General features: G+C 63.3%; 18 protein-coding genes, 1 tRNA gene and 1 pseudogene. 9 read left to right on the forward strand and 11 right to left on the reverse strand.

Going from position 1 to position 19,949, the window contains the following annotated elements:
• Positions 1–297 precede the first annotated feature (297 nt).
• On the reverse strand, positions 298–1,587 hold the full coding sequence (locus MUG98_RS13650; RefSeq protein ID WP_265107998.1) for a DUF7405 family protein: 1,290 nt from the start codon (positions 1,585–1,587) through the stop codon (positions 298–300).
• Between the two features lie 249 nt (positions 1,588–1,836).
• Here MUG98_RS13650 and MUG98_RS13655 point away from each other — a divergent pair, with 249 nt between their 5' ends.
• Positions 1,837–2,277: an SRPBCC domain-containing protein gene (locus MUG98_RS13655; protein WP_265107999.1), complete on the forward strand. Its 441-nt coding sequence runs from the start codon at positions 1,837–1,839 to the stop codon at positions 2,275–2,277.
• Positions 2,278–2,362: 85 nt separating this feature from the next.
• On the opposite strand, the gene MUG98_RS13660 is transcribed toward MUG98_RS13655, so the two are convergent.
• On the reverse strand, positions 2,363–3,043 hold the full coding sequence (locus MUG98_RS13660) for an HAD family hydrolase (RefSeq protein ID WP_265108000.1): 681 nt from the start codon (positions 3,041–3,043) through the stop codon (positions 2,363–2,365).
• A gap of 181 nt (positions 3,044–3,224) precedes the next feature.
• Between MUG98_RS13660 and MUG98_RS13665 the strand changes: the two genes are divergently transcribed.
• A complete protein-coding gene (locus tag MUG98_RS13665) occupies positions 3,225–4,739 on the forward strand; it encodes an HTTM domain-containing protein (protein WP_265108001.1) in 1,515 nt (504 codons plus the stop codon).
• A 211-nt stretch (positions 4,740–4,950) separates the two neighbouring features.
• A complete protein-coding gene (locus tag MUG98_RS13670) occupies positions 4,951–5,511 on the forward strand; it encodes a DUF6735 family protein (RefSeq protein ID WP_265108002.1) in 561 nt (186 codons plus the stop codon).
• A gap of 59 nt (positions 5,512–5,570) precedes the next feature.
• Here the strand turns inward: MUG98_RS13670 and MUG98_RS13675 are convergent, their stop codons facing one another.
• A complete protein-coding gene (locus MUG98_RS13675) occupies positions 5,571–7,382 on the reverse strand; it encodes a MutS-related protein (RefSeq protein WP_265108003.1) in 1,812 nt (603 codons plus the stop codon).
• A 162-nt stretch (positions 7,383–7,544) separates the two neighbouring features.
• Here MUG98_RS13675 and MUG98_RS13680 point away from each other — a divergent pair, with 162 nt between their 5' ends.
• Complete coding sequence (locus MUG98_RS13680; protein ID WP_265108004.1) at positions 7,545–8,435, forward strand: ribonucleotide-diphosphate reductase subunit beta; 891 nt, start codon at positions 7,545–7,547, stop codon at positions 8,433–8,435.
• Positions 8,436–8,746: 311 nt separating this feature from the next.
• Positions 8,747–10,219, forward strand: a complete 1,473-nt coding sequence (gene purF / locus MUG98_RS13685; RefSeq protein ID WP_265112459.1) for an amidophosphoribosyltransferase — start codon at positions 8,747–8,749, stop codon at positions 10,217–10,219.
• Positions 10,220–10,236: 17 nt separating this feature from the next.
• Here purF and MUG98_RS13690 read toward each other — a convergent pair whose 3' ends face one another.
• The 3 genes from MUG98_RS13690 to MUG98_RS13700 form a co-directional block, all read right to left on the reverse strand.
• A complete protein-coding gene (locus tag MUG98_RS13690) occupies positions 10,237–10,800 on the reverse strand; it encodes a DUF420 domain-containing protein (RefSeq protein ID WP_265108005.1) in 564 nt (187 codons plus the stop codon).
• 143 nt (positions 10,801–10,943) lie between these two features.
• The gene (locus MUG98_RS13695) at positions 10,944–11,141 is read right to left on the reverse strand and encodes a hypothetical protein (RefSeq protein WP_265108006.1); all 198 of its coding nucleotides are present in this window, start codon (positions 11,139–11,141) and stop codon (positions 10,944–10,946) included.
• 946 nt (positions 11,142–12,087) lie between these two features.
• Positions 12,088–12,369, reverse strand: a complete 282-nt coding sequence (locus MUG98_RS13700; protein ID WP_265108007.1) for a hypothetical protein — start codon at positions 12,367–12,369, stop codon at positions 12,088–12,090.
• A gap of 181 nt (positions 12,370–12,550) precedes the next feature.
• On the opposite strand from MUG98_RS13700, the gene MUG98_RS13705 reads away from it, so the two are divergent.
• The gene (locus tag MUG98_RS13705; RefSeq protein ID WP_265108008.1) at positions 12,551–12,799 is read left to right on the forward strand and encodes a HalOD1 output domain-containing protein; all 249 of its coding nucleotides are present in this window, start codon (positions 12,551–12,553) and stop codon (positions 12,797–12,799) included.
• A 166-nt stretch (positions 12,800–12,965) separates the two neighbouring features.
• Here the strand turns inward: MUG98_RS13705 and MUG98_RS13710 are convergent, their stop codons facing one another.
• Positions 12,966–13,181, reverse strand: a complete 216-nt coding sequence (locus MUG98_RS13710; RefSeq protein WP_265108009.1) for a PLDc N-terminal domain-containing protein — start codon at positions 13,179–13,181, stop codon at positions 12,966–12,968.
• A 596-nt stretch (positions 13,182–13,777) separates the two neighbouring features.
• Here MUG98_RS13710 and MUG98_RS13715 point away from each other — a divergent pair.
• Entirely contained in the window at positions 13,778–16,027 is a 2,250-nt protein-coding gene (locus tag MUG98_RS13715) for a PQQ-binding-like beta-propeller repeat protein (RefSeq protein ID WP_265108010.1), read from the forward strand.
• A gap of 636 nt (positions 16,028–16,663) precedes the next feature.
• Positions 16,664–17,131, forward strand: a complete 468-nt coding sequence (locus MUG98_RS13720) for a GNAT family N-acetyltransferase (RefSeq protein ID WP_265108011.1) — start codon at positions 16,664–16,666, stop codon at positions 17,129–17,131.
• A gap of 179 nt (positions 17,132–17,310) precedes the next feature.
• On the opposite strand, the gene MUG98_RS13725 is transcribed toward MUG98_RS13720, so the two are convergent.
• The 4 genes from MUG98_RS13725 to MUG98_RS13740 all read right to left on the reverse strand — a co-directional run bounded on the left by MUG98_RS13725 (position 17,311) and on the right by MUG98_RS13740 (position 19,268).
• Positions 17,311–17,577 carry a MarR family transcriptional regulator gene (locus MUG98_RS13725; RefSeq protein WP_265108012.1) on the reverse strand — a complete coding sequence of 89 codons (267 nt, stop codon included), beginning with the start codon at positions 17,575–17,577 and terminating at the stop codon, positions 17,311–17,313.
• Complete coding sequence (locus MUG98_RS13730; RefSeq protein ID WP_265108013.1) at positions 17,570–18,532, reverse strand: hypothetical protein; 963 nt, start codon at positions 18,530–18,532, stop codon at positions 17,570–17,572. Before MUG98_RS13730 ends, MUG98_RS13725 begins: the two co-directional genes overlap by 8 nt.
• On the reverse strand, positions 18,501–18,779 hold the full coding sequence (locus MUG98_RS13735) for a hypothetical protein (RefSeq protein WP_265108014.1): 279 nt from the start codon (positions 18,777–18,779) through the stop codon (positions 18,501–18,503). The genes MUG98_RS13730 and MUG98_RS13735 overlap by 32 nt, the downstream gene beginning before the upstream one ends.
• Before the next feature lie 404 nt (positions 18,780–19,183).
• Positions 19,184–19,268 (reverse strand) — tRNA-Leu (locus MUG98_RS13740).
• A 419-nt stretch (positions 19,269–19,687) separates the two neighbouring features.
• On the opposite strand from MUG98_RS13740, the pseudogene MUG98_RS13745 reads away from it, so the two are divergent.
• Positions 19,688–19,870: pseudogene (locus MUG98_RS13745) on the forward strand (IS200/IS605 family accessory protein TnpB-related protein); the annotation flags it as partial.
• Between the last annotated feature and the right edge of the window lie 79 nt (positions 19,871–19,949).

Consider the following 19,949-nt stretch of genomic DNA (forward strand, 5'->3'; position numbering starts at 1 on the left):
CGGTCCGGCTTCCGATCATCAGGGAGGTATTTATTGCCAGTACAGTTCCTCAAAACGGATTTTGTCGATCCTACAACCGTTCGGATCGGCCGAGAGAAAATCGGGCAATACGGTTGCAATTCGTGGAAACGGTGCTGTAGTCGCTGGCAAACTCGATCGTCCGAGAACGGCCGACTGGACACGTCACAGGCCGTGAAAGACGGGTCGAGCGGACAGTCACGCTGACGACAACTGGGCCCGGCCGGCGTGACTGGACGCGGGACCGGTGACGGCAAGTCACCCGGGTCGACGCGACTCCTACTCCGGAATCGGAGTCGGTAACGCCCGGTGACGCCGCGGCGGGACCAGATAGTTCGCCCGCCTGCGGACCGTGATGTACTGGAGAATGCCGTTGTTGTTGATCGGACCAACCGCACCCGCCGTGAGATCGCTGCCGGTCATCGCCGTCCGGGTTTTCACGAAGTCGGCGATCGATTGCTGGTGTGCGAGGAAGTGCAGGCCCGCCCGGTCGTCGTCGGTCGAGTTGAAGTCCCGGCGAAGGATGATCGGATCGCCGTCCTCGCGTGCGCGGCCGGCCTTCTGTGCGTGGCCGACGATACCGGCGTTCCGGGCGTCGTCATCGGCGTCGTCGATACAGCCCTCGACGCCGCTGGCGTCGCCGAGGTTGTGGCCGGCACCCTCGACGCGGTCCTCGGACGCGTGGGCCGGACAGAACATCTTGGCGACTCGCTGCTCGTGGCTGTCCTGTTCGTACCACTGCTCGAGTCGCAGATCGATCTTCGAGAGGTGGGTCGTCGTTCCGCCCTCGAACGGGCCCTCCTCGATCGTCACGCGGTCCTCGCTCGCCTGATTGCGCTCGAACCCGCTCTTGAACCCCATGAACAGCGGCGCGTCCTCCGGAACGGGTTCGGTGTCCGGGATGCCGGTTACACCCTCCTGGTTCTCGGCCGGAAGTCCCTCCCCGATGAACCCCGTTCGGCGATCGGCCACCTCGAATATTTCCCCGAACGTTCCCTCGACGGGGGTGTCGTTAACCTCGTCGAGGTCGCCGGTGAGCGCCTCCTCCGCGCTCAGGACGACGTGGCCGTGATCGCTGGCGAGGTGAACGAGCGCGTCGTAGCCGTCGAGTTCGGGGTCCTCGATCGGGGCCAGCGCCTCGGGTTCGGGGAGGTCGACCGACCCGGGGAGGTCGTCGTCGAACCGGTCGAAGTAGGCGGGTCCGTACCCGATGGTCGACACGAGGCCGTCGTTGCCGTACCGGTAGGCGCGTTCGACGCTCGCGAGCGCGTCCTCGAGCTGGGCGCGTTCCTGATCTGACGGACCGTCCCCGACGTACTCGAGGCCGAGCAGGAGGTGGTGTTCCGGCGGGCGGACGTTCCCGTGATCGTCGGTCGCGAGGAACTCGTTCCACGCGTGCTGCCGATCGGGACGCTCGTCGGGGGCGAGGTCGGCCTGTGGCACGTCGGCGTCCTCGCGTCCGAGACACGCCGAGAGTGCACTCGCACCGCCGATCGCCACGGCGGTCCGGACGAACGCCCGCCGGGAGAGACCCCGGGGCGAACCGGAACGGGGACCTGACCCTGTCATTGTCGGTCCTGAGGGCCGAGCGATAAAGGGGGTTTTGGTGCGATCGGGTTCGACGACAGCGCGTAGCGCTCGGACGATACCCGATCGTCGATCCGGTACCGTTCGATCATCGCCCCGTTGCCGTCCGATCGTCGACCCTCGACACGGGACCGACTCGATCGGCCGGGCCGTCGCTTTGCCACACCTTCGATTTCGCCGGTATCGCCACGACCGACACAGGCATCCCCCTCCGCGCTGTAGGTTGTTAGCATGAATCAGGTCGAGGTGTTCGAGGAGATCGACGCCCCGCCGGACGTCGTCTGGGACGTCCTCCTCGATTTCGAGAGCTATCCCTCGTGGAACCCGTTCATCCGGTCGATCGAGGGCGTTCCGGTGCCGGGCGAACAGCTCCGAATCCGGATCGATCCGCCGGAGTCGCGAGCGTTCACGTACAAACCGGAGGTGCTCGCCGTCGAAGAGAACTGGCGGCTCGTCTGGATGGGGCGGCTGGGCGTCCCGTTCGCCTTCGACGGCTACCACGAGTTTCACCTCGAACCGATCGCGGAGGGTTCGGGAACGCGACTCCTCCAGCGCGAAACCGTCCGCGGCGCGCTCGTCCCCCTGCTGTTCGACAGGGACGAGATCGCACGCGGATTCCGGGCGATGAACCGCGCGCTCAAGGAGCGCGCCGAGGCTCAGATCGTGGCCTGATGGGGACGTCTCCATCGCGGCCCGAACGGCACGTCTCCATCGCCGTTTGAACGGGACACCTCTGTCCGTCGGCCGATCCGCCCGCCTATCGACCCGCGGTAGGGCCGACGAGGTCGGCGATCGTCGCGAGCGATTCGATCTCGTGTTCGGGCTTCGACGACGTCCACTCCGCGTATCCCCTCGCGTGATCGCGCCAGAGATACGCCGAATCGATGCCGGCCGCGTCGGCGGCCTCGACGTCGACCCAGCTATCCCCCACGTACAGCGGATTCGTCGCGTCGAGGTCCTCGAGTGCCAGTTCGAGGTAGTACGGCGTCGGTTTCTTGCGATCGATCCCCGTGAGCGTCGGCTCGCGGCCGTACCAGACGTCGACCGCGAGGTCGAAGTGATCGAGGATGTTCCCGATCGTCTCGTGCTGGTTGTTGCTGACGATCGCGTTCGTCGTGGCGAGCGATTCGACGGCGTCGACGTCGTCGTACAGGCGTTTCCTGCCGGCGCGAATCTCCTCGAGTTGCGTCTCGATCGCCGCGCGTTCGCGGGCGCTCCAGAGGTCGTGGGGGGCGACGTCGTGCTCGGCTGCCATCCGCCGGAGCGAGTCCACGTCGGGACGAAGCAGCGTCTCGATGTGCTCGTCCGGCGGATCGTTCACGCCGACCTCGTCGAAGGCGGCGCGGACCGCCTCGACGAGCGCGTCGCGATCCGTCGGTGTCGTCAGCACGCCGTCGTTGTCGAAAACGATCGCGTCGTAGGCCATCCGTGTTCCCATGTGGTCGTCGCTAGAACGCGCAGGGATTTCGGCGTTGTGCCCATCAGCATCCTCTCTGCCGGATCGGTCGGCCGACTCCGAAGCAGGAGACCGGAGTTCCCCACCGGTTTCTCGAGATGGGATTTATGAGAAAACACTTATACATCGGCTGACGACTTGGGGTCCATCCGATCGATCCGCTATGACGGCCGCCCCCTCCGAATCGACGTCCAGTAACGGACTGGTGACGCTCGCAGCACTGCGAGCGGGCGTCCGATCGCGGTTGGGGATCGACCCCCGTGCCCTGGCCGCGTTCCGGATCGGGCTGGCACTCGTCCTCCTCTTCGATCTCCTCGTCTTTCGGATACCGGGTCTGGAAACGTTCTACACGGATGGGGGAATCTTCCCGCGATCGGCCCTCGCGGAGGCCTATCCCGGACTGGCGCGGTTGTCACTGCACGCCCAGTCGGGGTCGCTGTGGGTGCAAACCCTGCTGGTCGGGGTCGCCGTCGCCCTCGCCGCGTGCCTGCTCGTCGGCTACCGATCTCGACTCGCGGCGGCCGGGTCGGGGCTGCTCCTCGCGTCGCTGCACGCCCGCAACCCGTACCTGGCGAACGGAGGCGATACGATTCTCGTCTCACTGCTGGTCTTCGGAGCGTTCCTGCCGCTCGACGGGCAGTGGTCGCTGCGCAGTCGCCCCGGAGATCGTCGGTACGGTGTCTCTCGCGGCGACGGCCCTCGCATCCTTTCGGTGGCGACCGCGACGATTCTGCTGCACGTCGCGATCATCTACGCGATCAACGCGATCCTCAAGTTCCGGAGCGAGGCCTGGATGAGCGGCGTCGCGGTCCGGCGCATCCTTCACCTGGAGGACTTCGTCTTCCTGCTGGGTCCGACCCTTTCCGAGTATCCGACGGCGCTCACCGCGATCAACTGGCTCTGGACCGCGACGCTGTGCGCATCGGTTCTGCTCGTGTTCGCGACCGGGTGGCTCCGCGTTGCGACCGTCCTCGCGTTCGTCGCCGCACACCTCGGGATGGCGGCGACGATTCGTCTGGGTGCCTTTCCGTTCGTCATGATCACCGCGCTACTGTTGTACCTCCCACCGCCCGTCTGGGACTCGATCGACCGGCTCGCGGCCGGAACCGAGGTCGTCCGGCGTCCCGAGCGCGTTGCGCCGCGAGCGATCGAGGACGGCACTGGAGCGTCGGTAGCCGGTCCCGCACGCTCGCCGCCCGTTCGACGTGGAAGTCGGCTCGCCGCGACGCTGCTGCTCGCGTACTTTCTCCTCGTGGCGAACTGGCAGGTCGGGGCAGCGGGGCTCGTCGACACCCCGTCGCCGGTAGACGAAGGAGAATTGGAACGTGCGAACTGGGCATTCTTCGCACCGAACCCGCCGGACGCCTACAGCTGGTACGTCGTCGAAGCCGAACGCGAGTCCGGGCCGGCCATCGATCTCGTCGACGACACGGCGGTCGATTTCGACCGCCCGCCGAACGCCATGGCCCGGTATCCCTCCACGCTCTGGAAGCGGTACGGCACGAAAGTGCGGGGCGCGGGCGATTCCCCCCTCGAGCCGGTGGCAGCGTACTTCTGCGAGCGCGCGTCCGACGACGTCGAGTCGGTAACCGTCCATCGCGTCGACCAGCCCGTCGACGCCGACGGACCGGTCGGCGAACCGATTTCGCGCGATCGGATCACCGTTTCCTGTGGTTGAGTGGGTCGTTCGGGGCTCGAAACCGCCAGTCGACGGTCGCCCATCTGCGGTCGCGATTCCGATCGCGAGACGATCGAACGCATCGCCGAGAATCACCACCTCGTCCGCAGGTTCAAGTACGGACGGGCGACCAGACCCGGCGTGACCCGTCACACGACACCCCGCTCGAGCGTCGGGCAGCCCAATCCACGCCGTTCCGATCGGGAGGACGATGGGCCATAGAGCGCTCGTCGCCTACCGGCGACCCGACCACCTCTACGACCTGCGGTACAGCCACTGGGGTGGCGAGGACCTCTCGCTCGCCGGAGCGATCACCGAGGAGACGCCGCTGGCCGACGGCGCGGTCGCGGCCGACCTGCTCGCGGACGCGATCGCCCGCGATCGGATCCTCGCCGAGCACCTCGATCCTTGCATCCACGAGGCGCTGTACGTCGTCGCCCCCGCAGCCGAGTACGCGGTCACCTCCTCCCGCGTCTGCTGGCTCGAGTGGGGCGACGGTCGCGACGGCAGCCGGGGTGCGATCGTCGAGGTCAGTCCTGGGTCTGCCGACCGTGACCTCCGAACGTGGTTTCGCGCAACCAAGACCGTCCTGGGGGACGTCGTCGAGATGGGGGGGCTCTCGAGACGGGCCGCGCTGGCGTACCTCGAGGCCCGAATCTGTGAAGAACGGGACGGGACGGTCTACACCTACGGCGGGACGATCGGCGGCGCGGGCCGTGGCACGGGCGACGATTCAAGGCCCGACCACTGGCCCGAGGACGACCGACGGTGACGGTTCGAGCGATCGATCGGTCCCGACTCACCCGCGATCGGTGGCCGACGGCGATCGGGTCACTCGCCCCAGCGGGCGTCGGCCAGCGTCCGCTGGACGACGTCGTTGCCGACCGCCTCGGCCAGCGTCTCGAAGCCCGCGCGCTCGCCCCGATCGGCCGCGTTGGCGACAAGTCGCGAGACGATGAACTCCGGAGTCGACCGTCCGACGGTGTCGAACCGGGGCTGGTAGTCGACGAGCAGTTCGAGGTCCGGGTTCAGCCCCTCCGCGAAGATGCCGTCGACCCGCGCCTCGGGCGGCAGCGGCTCCAGATCGTCCGCGAGGTGCGTGACGAACACGGCCAGCGCGTCCCGATCGACGGCGAGCGTGACCAGCCCGTGCAGCAGGTCCGCCGCGCTGCCGGGTTCCGTGATCGCCTCGAACTCGTCGACGAGCATCAGGGTGCGCCCGCCCGTCGAGAGCGGCGGCACGATCGATCGGAGCGTCGACTCGAGTACGCCCGCGTTGAAACTCGCGTGCCGGCGGTGGAAGACCAGCGAATCGACGGGGGTCACTTCGGCTCGATCGGCGGGGACCGGCAGCCCCATCGTCGCGAGCAGCACGACCTGACACAGCGTCTCGAGCAGCGTCGTCTTCCCGCCGCTGTTCGCACCCGTCAGGACCGCGACGCGTTCCTCGCCGGGGGGCGCTTCGACGCTCTCGGGGATCGACGACACGCCGTGATCGCCGAGGCCGTAGGTGATCGGCTGGACGGACTCGTCCTCGCGGCCGCCTCCGGCTCGCGCCGCGGAACCATCGTCGTGAGCGGCCAGCGTGAGGTTTCGCGCGTTGACGACGGAAACGGCGGCTTCGTCCCCGTCGACGAAGACCGGTCGCGTACAGTCGTACTCGAGTGCGAACCGGGCGATCGAGAGGTGAAGTGCGATGTCGTCGACGGCCTCGATCGCCTGATCGACGGCGTCGTGGGCCTCGGCCAGCGTCTCCTCGAAATCGATCGCGACTGTCTCTTCGCGCTCGTCGATCGCCTCGGTGAGGTCCGATCGGAGCGTCCGCAGGGTTCCGCCGACGAAGTCGGTCGCATCGGCCGCGTCGGTCGGCATGGCCGCCCGAACCCGGTCGATCGTCACGTCGGTCTCGCTCAGGAGGAGATCCTCGAAAGCCTCGCGGAACCCCTCGACGTCCCGGACGCCGTCCGATCGGAGGTCCTCGATCAGCTGGAGGGCGTTCGCGTCCAGGTCCTCGACGGTCCCGAGCGCGTCGCGCAGTCGATCGAGTTCCTCGTCGGCCCCCTCGCACACCCGCCCGCGGTCGCCGTCGAGAGCCGCGAGCGCGTCCGCGGCCTCGGCGACCGTCTCTCGGTCGAGGTCGGCGATCGCGGAAAACGGACCGGAATCGACCCCGGCGTCGAGCAACGCGAGCGCGGCCTCGACGGCGGCGTGGTCGCTTCCGTCGCGCTCGTCGTAGCGCTCGTACGCCGCGAGGACGGCCTCCCGATCAACGTCGTCGAGGGCCGCCCACGCGTCGCGTGCCGCGAGAACGTCGTCGAGGCGGTCCGCCATCGCCTCGCGGCTGGTGAGCGGCGTGAGCACCCGGATTCGATCGGCAGCACGCTGCGTGACTGCGTGCTCGACCGCCAGATTCAACAGGTCCTTGTAGGCCGATCGGGCGTCGCTCGTCGCCAGAATCTCCATTCCGTCCCCGCCGGTCGCCCGGCGGAGGATCCGCGTCGCCCGACCGCGAGCGAGGCCGGCGTCCGAGAGGGTACGGACGTCTCCGCTCTCGATGGCCTCGATCGCTCGTTCTCGGCCGAGTTCCTCGACCAGCCGTTCCCGCGTTTTCGGACCGACCCCCCAGTACTCCTCGAGTCGCATGTCCTGTGGGTTCGCGTCGATCGTCTTGAAACTGTGTCATCGCGCGGTCCAGGGATACGGATCGGATTTGTGCCATCGGCCGCGAGCCGGCGAGACCGACCACATAAAGACACGGTGGAGCTAGTCGACACGGTTTTTTCGCCGCCCTGCAAAGGACGTGACATGAGCACGGATGGCACGCGCTCGAACCTGGATCACGATCGCCGATCGTTCCGGTACTATCGCAACGCCGTCGAGCGCCACTGGGACCCCCACGAGATCGATCTCGAGGCCGACCGGGCGGCGATCGAGGACGTTCCCGAGGACGCCTTCGACGGGCTTCGCGAGACGCTCGCGCTGTTCGGGGCCGGCGAAGAAGCGGTCGCCGAGGACCTCTCCCCGCTCGCGGTCGTCCTCGACGACGTCGCCGACCAGCTGTTCGTCACGACCCAGCTCTACGAGGAGGCCAAACACGCCGACTTCTTCGATCGGTACTGGCACACCGTGATCAATCCCGAAGAGAAGCGACGCGGTCTCGAGCGATCGTCGCCGATGGAGGACCGGTGGTTCAACGAGCCCTACGACGAACTGTTCGAGCGCAACGAGGCGGCGATGCACCGACTGCTCGTCGACGACACGCCGGAGAATCGCGCGCTCGCGTACTGTCACTATCACATGGCGATCGAGGGGATCCTCGCCCAGACAGGCTACTACGGCGTTCAGAACAACTTCAGCGGGGACTACGAGGAACTCCCCCGGCTCCCGGGACTCGTCGAGGGGTTCTCGAGTATCCGGAGCGACGAGGGCCGCCACGTCGGGTTCGGGATGTGGAAACTCAAGACGCTGGTCCAAGACGAGGGGGTCGATCCCGATCTCGTCACGAGCACCGTGGGCGAACTCGCCCAGCTCACCCAGCAGATCGTGAGCTACTCCGCGGAAGACGACGAGACGGGCGTCGACGAAACCGAACTGGTGAGCTACGCCGCCGAGAAACACGGCCAGCGAATGGACCAGATCACCGACGCCAGCGCGGCGATGCCCGACGTCGACGAACTCGTCGAACTGGAACCCTAGCGGCGATCGGCCGTAGCAGCGATCGGTCGAGATACGCACGGTCGTGGGTTACCGCCCCGCTCTCGCGGTCGATCGCGATCCCGAACGGGACGGAGTGGCCCGGCGCCGTCGATCGCGAGCGCAGTCCTCGCGACGGCACTCCGCATACGGGCGAGTCCCACCCGTCGACGACGGCAGGCATATGCACGGACGTGGATAATTTTCGACGTGAATCGCTGCTTGAGGAGCACAAACACGGGGATTTTTATCCGCTCGGTGCCCTACGGACGAGCATGACTGATGGGCGGGGCGAGACTCCCCGGCGAACAGGGATGACCGAAAAGTGTGGCGTCGTCGGCGTCTCACTGGACGGTCGAGACGCGGCACGACCGTTGTACTACGCGCTCTACGCACTCCAGCACCGCGGTCAGGAATCCGCGGGCATCATCACCCACGACGGCTTCCAGCAGCACAGCCACGTGGAGATGGGGCTCGTGGGCGACGTCTTCGACGAGGACGACCTCGACGTGCTCAACGGTCCGGCCGGAATCGGCCACGTCAGGTATCCGACGGCCGGGTCGGTCGATTCCTCCTGCGCCCAGCCCTTTTCCGTCTCGTTCAAGAGCGGGTCGCTCGGCCTCTCGCACAACGGGAACCTCGTCAACGCCGACGAGATCCGCGAGGAACTCGCCGCCGCGGGCCACGCCTTCACCAGCGACGGCGACACCGAGGTCATCGCCCACGACCTCGCGCGGAACCTGCTCGAAGAGGACCTCGTTCGGGCCGTCAAACGGACGATGGGACGCATCCACGGCTCCTACGCGCTGACGATCAGCCACGACGATACGATCCTTGGCGTGCGCGACCCGCAGGGCAATCGCCCGCTCTGTATCGGGGAACTCGAGGACGGCTACATCCTCGCCTCCGAGTCGGCCGCGATCGACACCCTCGACGGGGAACTCGTCCGGGACGTCCGGCCGGGTGAACTGGTCGTCCTGCAGGAAGACGGCACGGGGTTCGACTCCTACCAGCTGGTCGAGAACGAGCACACGGCTCACTGTTTCTTCGAACACGTCTACTTCGCCCGCCCGGACAGCGTCATCGACGAGACGCTCGTCTACGAGGCGCGCCGAAACCTGGGGCGCAAGCTCTGGGAGGAAAGCGGCGTCGAGACCGACGTCGTGATGCCGGTCCCCGACTCCGGGCGCGCGTTCGCCTCGGGCTACGCCGACGCCGCGAGCGAGACGACCCCCGACGGCGAGCCTCGCGACCCGGACGACGAGGGCGTCGAGTTCGCCGAGGGGCTGATGAAGAACCGCTACGTCGGGCGGACGTTCATCATGCCAACCCAGGACGAGCGCGAGCGCGCGGTGCGGCTAAAGCTCAACCCGATCAAGTCCACGATCGAAGGGAAGACCGTGACGGTCATCGACGACTCGATCGTCCGCGGAACCACCTCGACCCAGCTAGTCCAGCTTCTCAAGGACTGTGGCGCCGAGGAGGTTCACGTTCGCATCGGCGCGCCGGCGATCGTCGCCCCGTGTTACATGGGGATCGACATGGCCACCCGCGAGGAACTGATCGCGTCGGACAAGACGACCGCCGAGATCCGCGACGCGATCGACGCCGACAGCCTCGCCTACCTCTCGGCCGACGCCGTGGCCGAGGTCCTCGGGAACGAGCGAGTGGACCTCTGTCTGGGCTGTGTCACGGGGGAGTATCCCTACGACATAGAAGGCGAAGAGACCGATCGAGACGCGAGTCGGCCCGATATCGGCGGCCAACCGCTCCAGGCGGACGACTGATTCTCCCGTCGTAATCGTCAGTACACGCCGTGCAACAGGAGATAGACCACGATCCCCAGCGAGAACGAGATCAGCCACAGGCTCGCCGCGATCCGGCCGACGCGGGCGTGGCTGGTTCGCCGGAGATCGTCGATCGGGTAGGCCGCGGCGAGCAACAGCGCGTAGTAGAGCAGGGGGATGCAGACGATCGCGAGGAAGATGTGGATCGCCAGCACCGGCAGGTAGACGAACTGATAGACGGATTCGGGGCCGGGAAACGGTTGCGGGCCGCCGGTCGCGACCAGTCGGTAGAGATAGAGCGTGAGAAATACCACGAAGAGCCCGAAGGAGGTCAGCATCGCGAGTCGATGTCTGTCGACCCGGCCGCGGCGGATCGCCCGCCAGCCGATCGTGATCGTTCCGATCGCGATCGCGCTGATGACGACGTTGACGTGCGGAATCAGTTCGAGGACCCATTCGGGTGCGGTCGGCACCGTCGAGGACGGGATTCGACCGCCGGCCGCCGCGAAGACGATCGCGAGCGAGACGACGCTCAGGACCGCAGCGAGGGGCCGGACGCGCTCTCGGGGAACGTATTCCATAGCTGATCGTTAGCCCGGCGGAGGAAAGGGGTTACTGTCTCGGTGTCGTCCCGGACCGGGCTGACCGCGATCTCGGTCTGGAAGAATTCGAGAAGACGAGAGAAGGGAAGTTCTCGGTTCGTGACGAGGACGATACCGAGCAGCTATTCGGTCTCGTACTCCGGGTCGAGCGTCACGATGTCTTCCCTGTTGACGGCGCCCATCCAGCCAGAGGCGTGGGCCCGACCAATCCGGACGGCGTCCTCGATGAGACGAAGGACCGCGTCGTCCTGGAGTGCCTCCTCGAGGAGTACCTCCGGATCGAGATCGCTGAGGTCGTAAGCGGTGAGATCCTGAACCATCGTCCCTCGCTGCGCCGCCAGTTTGACTGAACGGCGGAAGATTTCGGTATCGTAGCCCTGAACATCGTCGCGACTTTCGAACTGCCCTCCGGAGTGCCGCCTCGTCGAACTCGAGGCCCTGTTCGCGAAGACGATCGGCGAGTGGTTCGGCCAGACGGAGCGCTTGCACCTTCGAGAGCGTGTCGTTGTCAGCCCAGCAGCCGATTCGAGCGCAGCTGCGGCAAGTCGTCCGCGGCACGGCCCGACCACGCTCACCGTAGGAATCCTGGGACTGGGCCTCGGGCGCCGGATCCATCCCGTCGACGTCCTGCTCGAGTGTTGCGTGTTCGGTGCGGTGGTGGGCCTCGACGTCGAGCGGTTCGGCACGGCTGCGAACGAGCCGAGTTTCGTCGACGGACTTCACGTGTTCGAAGCAGCCGTTACACACACGAGGATTGTGCCAGATGCGCCGATCGAACGCCCGCTGTGAGGGAAACGTGACCGTCCGAGGACGTGGGAGTTGTCGTCGTTGACCTGGGCTGGAGAAAAGCGTCGCTACAGGGCGGACGGGTTCATCACCGGCGACGGTAACGTCGCCGACTCGACGCCCCTGTCGCGATCGTATTATTTGCATATATGTCGAGAGAAGTTGATAAGAGTCCGTACGAGCGCCATAATGGCGACCGTTGCTTTGAGATGCCGGATTTCGAGGGTCTCAGGATGTTTCGCCTACTTCGTTCTGTTAAAATTCGTTCTCGCGCTTCGGGAGGAGATCGTTGATACGGTTCGTTCGCTCCTCAGTTGACAGAGATTAACGTATAGAGCGGTTCCGAACCAGTGACACAGTACGTGACAATCAACGCGAGATTGTAAGACAGCGCAGCATGAACAGTATGCTGTACGAGGGTACTCTGGAAAATTAGCTCGTGACCGCTCTGACTGGTCTGTCAGCTCATCCTGCCCTCAGTTACCAGCGGGTGAGCAGTTGTTTGAGTCGAGCGATCAGTCCGTCCGATTCCGTTGTTTCTTGTTCTATCACGATTTCTTCCTCCGTCTCGGTTTCTTCCTCCGTCTCGGTTTCTTCCTCCGTCTCGGTTTCTTCCTCCGTCTCGGTTTCTTCCTCCGTCTCGGTTTCTTCCTCCGTCTCGGTTTCTTCCTCCGTCTCGGTTTCTTCCTCCGTCTCGGTTTCTTCCTCCGTCTCGGTTTCTTCCTCTGTCTCGGCTTCTTGCTCTATCTCTGAATCTGTCACGGATGCCGATCTTTACTACTTGTATTTAAACTATGCGACCGTTTTGATGTTTTTGCTATTACATCTAAAATATAGATAGAAGCCACTAGATGGAGTAACAGTGGCTCTCATGGATGAACAGAGATTGAACAGTGATGAACGAACGCTACTCGTTTATGATATTGTATATGTGTGATGAACGATGCAGACTGGCATCCAAGGAGGGAATGACGGATCGGGGACTTGGGACGAACCTGCGACGGGAGTCGTCATGATGGTCGCGGATGCGAAAGATGTTGATCCGATTGACCTTGACTCACTTTTCGAGGTCGTCGATCCGGACGCGCTTAACGCATTGGTCTCGCGCTCTGAAGGAACGGTTCAAATTGAATTCGAGTACGAGGGATACGTGATCACTGTGCGAAGTGACGGTCACATTCACATCGAATAACTCCTTTCGGGATTTTTCGAATTTTTGGCTCTGTTGAAACCATCCGATAGTGATGGGCTCAGAATCCTCTGTGGGAAGTACAGAGGAACTACTGAGCAGGCTCGGAACGTATATCAGCGTGACCCATCCGAACTGGGTCGGCGTACTCGACCCGCAGCGAAAAACGCTATCGGACGTTTCTCCCGAGCAGGAAATACAAGACGAGTCCTAGCAATGGGGCCATAAAGACGACGAGCGCCCACAAAAACGCCGGGTGGTTGCTGTTACTTTCCGCGTCTACATACACCCACACAGTCAGGGCAATGAAGGCGAACAAGAAAAGCAAAAAAATCAATGCCGCTGCGCCACCGCCACTCCCTTGCAGGATAATGGTAGGGACCATAGTTGATTTGTTAAATTCAAATAGAAAAACTTTCTGATATCGTTGGATTCGAGGGTGAGTCTCACTTTGGCAAAGTGACGACAGCTGACGCTCGTGCCGAATAATCAACTCTTCCTGTCGATACGTTCGCACATGTAATGAGCGTGTGTTTCGCGAAAAGACACATCTGAAGAATTAGATTTCAGCAGAGTATTTTTCTGTCTACAAATTTGCGGAGAAAATCGGCCGTTGACGCCGTTGCTCATGCATCCAGTTCGTCGGACGGGTGATCAGTGCGCAGATGAACATAACGCTGTCACACATATAAGATAATAGTAATGCTCACAGCGGCGTACTGAATACAGGGCGCGAATGTTGCAGGAGATTTGCGTCAAGTTTCGAATATGAGAATCGCTCTGTGCAGACCGTGTAATCGCCAAGCGAGAACAAATATGATTATTTCTTGTTGGGTTTCGGACCTGAACTTATGATTTGCCTACGATAATCGGATGAGTATCTATACAATTGTTGCCATCACCCACATGCTATTAGCGTATGTTAAATCGTTGTTTTAGTTTGCAGTAACTACTTATCAATCCAACCTGTTGCATCGCCGTATGCGACGAAGGACGCTCCTCGTCGGAGCATCTGCCGGGATCGTGGCCCCGTTAACCGGGTGTCTCGGTGACGGCGAAGATCCCGGTAATGACGCTGACGGCACAACAGATGGACTGACCGGTGAATGGCAGCAGTTCCAAGCCAACGCCGCCCACACCGGGGCGACGACCGCGGCCGGTCCGGATGGTGGCGGGCGGGTACGGTGGTGGAGCGACACGACAGGGATCTCCACCAGCCCGGTCATCGAGGGCGGGACGGTATACGTCGGCAGTGGCCTCCGCAACCAGTCCGTCTTGGCGTTCGATCAGGCCACCGGCGAACGGCAATGGCGAGCACCGATCGGCGACGATATCGAACGTGCGCTCGCGGTCGGGGACGGAACCGTCTATGCATCCGCGAGCGGCGTGTACGCGCTTGACGCCGAGTCGGGCGAGCAAGAGTGGATGGACCGCATCGATACGACGCGCGGCGTCGCCCTCGACGGGGACACCGTTTTTGCCTCCGCCGGTGGAGGGGGCCCGATCGTCGCGCTCGAGGCCGACAGCGGTGAGGAGCGCTGGCGCCGCGACATCCACACTCTGACGGCACCGACCGTGGCCGACGGTCGCGTCTTCGCAGTCGGAAACGACAACTTGGTCGCGATCGACGCTGAGAGCGGCGACACTGAGTGGGAGGAGACGATCGACCGCGCCGGCAGCCCCCCTACCGTCGCAGACGGGATGGTCTTCACCGCCACGCGCGGGGATCTATTCGCCTACGACGCCGCGACCGGCGCACGCGAGTGGACGCTCGATGGGAGCTTCCGCGGAACTGACATCGCGACGATCGATGGGACGATCTACCTTGCGGGCCGGCAACAGGAGGGCGAGGAGTGGATATCGCGGGCACTCGCGGTGGATGCGGCGACAGGGGACGTCGAATGGAGTCGGGACGACGATGGCCTCGGAGCCGGGAGCGTCGTCGTCACCGGCGAGATCGTCTACGTCGCCACCCGTTACCGCGTGTACGCCCTCGATCGCGGGACGGGAGATATCGAGTGGTGGCTTCGGTTCCAGTGGCCGGTGGGCAGCCCCGCCGTCGCTAACGGGACCCTGTACGTGAGCGTGGGCGGCCGTTTGCTGGCGATCGAGTCGGGGGACGGCCGCGCCGGTGTGTGGAAGTCGGATGCAGAGCCGATCCCGGACCGCGACGCTACCCCGCCGGAGCCGACCTACGCCGAGAGCGACTTCCCGTTCGGCATGAACGGCTTCGACGTCGATGCGGAGTGGGACGTCTCGGTGGACGAGGACGCCCCCGTAGACATCTCGTTCGTGATTGAGGGCGATCGGATCGACGCAGACGAGCACGTGTCGGTGACCCTCGCCGTGACGAACGACGGTGACGAGCCGCTGGGGTTCACCACCGGCGCGCCGGAGCCGTTCGGGATCTTCAGGCTCAGCGACGAGAATCGGGATCACGGCCTCGTCGCGTGGACCTCGGCGTACGAGGAGAGCGGTCACGTGCACACGACTCCCCACCGCGGGGTCGGGATGGTGAACAGCATCGCCCTGTCGACCGAGATTCCGCCCGGCGAGACGGTGAGCGAGACCTACACGCTCTCGGACGAGACCCACGGCATCCGGCCGGGATCGTACGAATTCTCCGTCGCACAGCTCCTGCGGCCGGCGGAGGGCCGGAACGATCACGACGGATGGGAGTTCGAGGTGACGGGAGCGGTCGAACTCGCGGCGTGCGGAACGGACGAGGGCGATATCGTCCACGAGCTTGCGGTCGCGGACGAGGTTGACCTCCCGGAGGCGTTCATGGGCGAGTTCACGGTCGACGTCCTCGAACCGGTCACCGACACCCACCCGGGCCTGATCGAGATCACGTTCGAGAACGTCACGGACGAGCGGTCGCTGATCGCGTCGATGCGCCGCTGGCCCTTCGGCTCGTACGTCGGCCTCGGTCCCGGGGGCCGCCGGCTGGTCCTCCTGCCCGCGGAGACATTCGCACCAGGGTTCGTCGACCGCACCGACGCCGGCTGGTGGGAGCCCGCCTTCCTCCCACACGAATCGATCGCTCGTGGCGGGAGCACGACGGCGTACGATCCCGGCGAGACGAGTACCTCGCAGTTTATCGTCACCACCCACCCCGAGACGGACGATCCGCGCGATGGCGACGGATACGCGTTCGAACAGGGGTTCGGCGACGACGACGTCGACGTGACGTGGGGGTTCGCGCTGTCGACGCTCGAGCCGGACGGGTAACGGATCGATGAAAGGGGCTCACGATTACGTCCGAGCCCCCGACGAACCGCTCGCGGACAATGTCTCTCCCCTCCGTTCGCGGTTCGGATACCCGACAAAGAAGCGTTGGTTCTGGAGAAGGCTGTAATCGAGTTCGACGGCAAACGAAGAGATGTCGGCCAGAATCGGGGTAGGTTTCACCTATCGAATACACACCCGGGTCTACGAGTGAGATCGTTACGTGGTAGAACTTCCAGCGATCAATACGCACGTTCTCAGTTGGGTGATTCTGGTTCAGTAATGTGAAATAAAAAACTCGCCATGCTGCATACATGCTCTGGGCCGTGTTTAGACGCGGAAACAATCGGCTCTCACACGTTGTTATCTACATACAAAACTGGACTGTGAGGTGGTCACTACCGTATTCTGGTTAGACGAAAGGACTCCTGATTCGTCCATTCAGGGGCGTCTAAACAAGGCATGCTCTCTATCCAGCACGCCGATCTTGACAGTGGTTCGGTAGTTCGATCGAGTCTTGCTGAATACGAGGCGCGAATGGTACATGAGATTTCGCTCGGTCTGTGAAGGGTGCGAATGCTGCGGCAGTCACTAACACACCCGACGTAGTTTAAAGAATGAGCGCCCAGGAGTCGCCGTATGGAACTCATCGAAGCCACCGTTGAGGACCTCGACGCACTCGTCAGTCGTTGGTATTCCCTCGCAAAGGCGATGGAAGCGTACGACGAACTGAATGCACTTTCCTACGCGAATATCGACGAAGTCTCCGATGAGGGCTTCCGTACTCATCTCGACGAAGAGGAAATCGCTGACCACCTTATCGTCCACGAGGACGAGACCATCGGTTTTGTCACACTCCGCGAGGGCCATCATCCCTCCCGACAGTACTCGCACTATCTCCGCATCGTGAACCTTGCTATCGACGAAGACCACCGGAACCGAGGTCACGGTACAGAAGTCGTTGAGCGCGTGAAGGAGATGGCCCGCGACCGGGATTGCGACCATCTCAAGGTTTCCTGTGAGTGGCAAAACGAGGACGCACGCCGATTCTACCACGACACGGGGTTCCGGCCGAAGCAAGTCGACTATGCGCAACCATTAGAGTGAATCACGATACGCGTTCGGTACAGACAAAGGGACCCACTACCTAACGACTGTTCCCTCGCTGGTCTTCTGCTGAACATATCCTCTGTCTTCAGCACGCAATTCTTGACAGGAGTTGGGTCGATTCCGATCCGTCGCATTACATTGTTCGCCTGTACTGAACGCTGGAGGGTCTATACCTATCACTCTCTGAGTGTATCAACAGAGGCATCGAACTCGATCCGGACGAAACGCAGGTCGTCAGCGTCACGATCGCGACGGACTATCCCCACGGATTCGAACCGATCGAGTGCTCGATCGGGCGTCCGATCGGCGAGATCGGTTCGCTCCTGGAGTTGCGACCGGGTGATCGATCCACCACTCTCCTCGAGGACGAAGATGACGTACTTGGCACTGGGCGGGAGGTCCGCTGGAACGTCGTCGCGACGGGAGGTGGCGACGTCAGTCACCTCGATCAGAGGCCGATCGGGGCCAGATTGACGGGTGAGTGTCGCCACTATCCGTCTCAGTCACCTCTCGATCAACGTCACCACCGTCTGCGGGGGTGCGGATCGCCAACGCCCACCTACTAGAGTCCCCGTAGGAGGTAGTTGGCGATTCCTGAACGTCCACGAATCCAACGGATGGCAGGCCGGAGTCGCTGTAGAGCGTTGCTCCGTGTGACCCAGCACCCTCGGCCACGTAGACCGCGGGCTCACCGACCTCGTCGTCGGCCAGTCGCTCGAGTGTCTGGCGGACGTGCTCTTTCGAGCAGCCGACAGCGTCGGCGATCCCCCGCGCCGTTCGTGAGTGCTGACTCGAACGGAGTCTCTCGACGATTTCCTCCTGAAGATCGGTGGAGACCCATTCCACCCCAGGCGTCTGGACATCGGCGAAGCCCGGTGGCATTGCAGCCGTCCGAACGAACACCGTCGCGTTGACGTCGGGATCAGTCGGGTCACGAGCGTAGCGCCCGGCTGCCTGGGCGATGTGGTTCTCGCGAACACTGGCGAGGATCTCGGCGGCGGTTTCGGCGTCCTCGCCGTCGAACCCACGCCCACGGGTTCGGTACTCTTCGCCCGTACCGTCGACGGCCGTTTCGGGATGGGCCTCGAGATCGAGTTCGGCCAGCGGGTCGATCACATAGTCGTCGCCGGGATCCATACAGCCGTTGACGTGCCCGACGCGTTCGTTCGCGAAGTCGTTGCGTGACTTCTCCTCGCCGAAGTGCATCAACTCCGGACGGCGACAGCCGGCCTCCTCCATGAGCTCCTCGAGACGATCCTCGACTTGCGCGGTCGTGATCGCGGTGCGGAACTGGGTGCCGTACTCGTCGACGAGATGGTCGAGCAGCGCCTCGAGTTCACCCTCATTGAGCCACTCCAGTGCCTTGTCACCCGGACAGCGGCCGGGTCGCGTCGCCAACCTGGACGACGCGAAGCCCGCGTTCGTAGCGCCGCCACAATTGGCGTTCTTCCGAATCGAGGACTTTGGTAGTCTTGATCCACGGGAGCGTACTCGCTTGCCAGAGCGGTGTCGCGGGATGGGCGTCCAGCCCGACGACTGATCGAGCAGAACCGAAGTCCGGGACTACGCGAACGGACCGGACGTCGTTGCTCTCGTCGAGGACGACCGAGACTCCCTCGCGGTTCCACTCATCGTCGTCGCTCACGCCTGACCACCTCCCCAGTCGGAGAGGGTGGTCTGCCCCTCGACATCTGGACGGGCAGCTGACTCTGGTTTCTCGGGATCGGGGACGTTCTCAGCGCGTTCCTCGCCCCGTGGCTCGGGTTCGGTCGCGTAGAGGGTCCGATCGGCATCCTTCTCGAGTTCGGGACGCTCGGTAATGTACTGGTAAGTCCCGTCGAGTGCGGGCCCCGAGTACGATCGATCGGGGACTCACGCCGACCACCCCGTGCTTCTGCTGAAGGTCCAGCAGTCGCTATCGCGGTATCTGGTACAACGAGCGCCGCTGCTGGCGCTCGAGGAGTAGTTCCGTGAGGATGATGCGTGGGTGCATGTCCCTTTATGAAGGGGACCCCCGTTGAAGCGGGAATATCTGCACCATCAGCGTAGTGCGTGGGACCGGATTCGAACCGGCGGACCCCTACGGGACAGCGCCCTCAACGCTGCGCCGTTGGCCTGGCTTGGCTACCCACGCGCCGCCATCTTTGTCGTCGGCTTCGTGCCGACTGCAACTGAACGTGGGCGGTGCCCCCTTAAATACATCACGATCTTATTCGATTCTGCGTGATCGTACCAATGTATACGTCGTCTGTACTGACAGATGTCAATATCAGCAACAAATAGACGCTACCCGAGGTACAAGATCGAGGAAAGGTGTATCTCGCGATTGGTTTTGGACATCTCTCGGCGTGCCTTTGGAATATAAATCACCTATGAAATTAAAACTATTAATTATAAATCTATAAAACAAGATATGCGAATGTGGTACAGCTATCGATATCGCACCTATCCGGACTGGGCGGGCGTAACCGCGGACGCCAAGTACCACATCGATACTCACCGTCAACTCTACAACCACGTGAAATGGGACTACGAGAACAGTCCCGAGAACGACAAGACTTCCAGCACAAGCTAACGACGTGGCCGGTCACCGAGTATGACGCGGTGTTCGTCGAGGAGTTGAACGTACAGAAAATGATGCAATCCGCGGAGAACGCGAAGAACAAGCAGAACGCGGCGTGGCGACAGTTCATCCGACTGCTTGAATACAAAGCGGATCTGTATGGATGCCATGTCGAACATTTCCTTTGGGCCGCGCCTGCCCCGAGGTCACACGGAACCGGCCCAAGCGGAGATTTAAAATGCGATAGTTGCC

The organism is Halosolutus halophilus (assembly GCF_022869805.1).
Taxonomy (GTDB): Archaea; Halobacteriota; Halobacteria; order Halobacteriales; family Natrialbaceae; genus Halosolutus; species Halosolutus halophilus.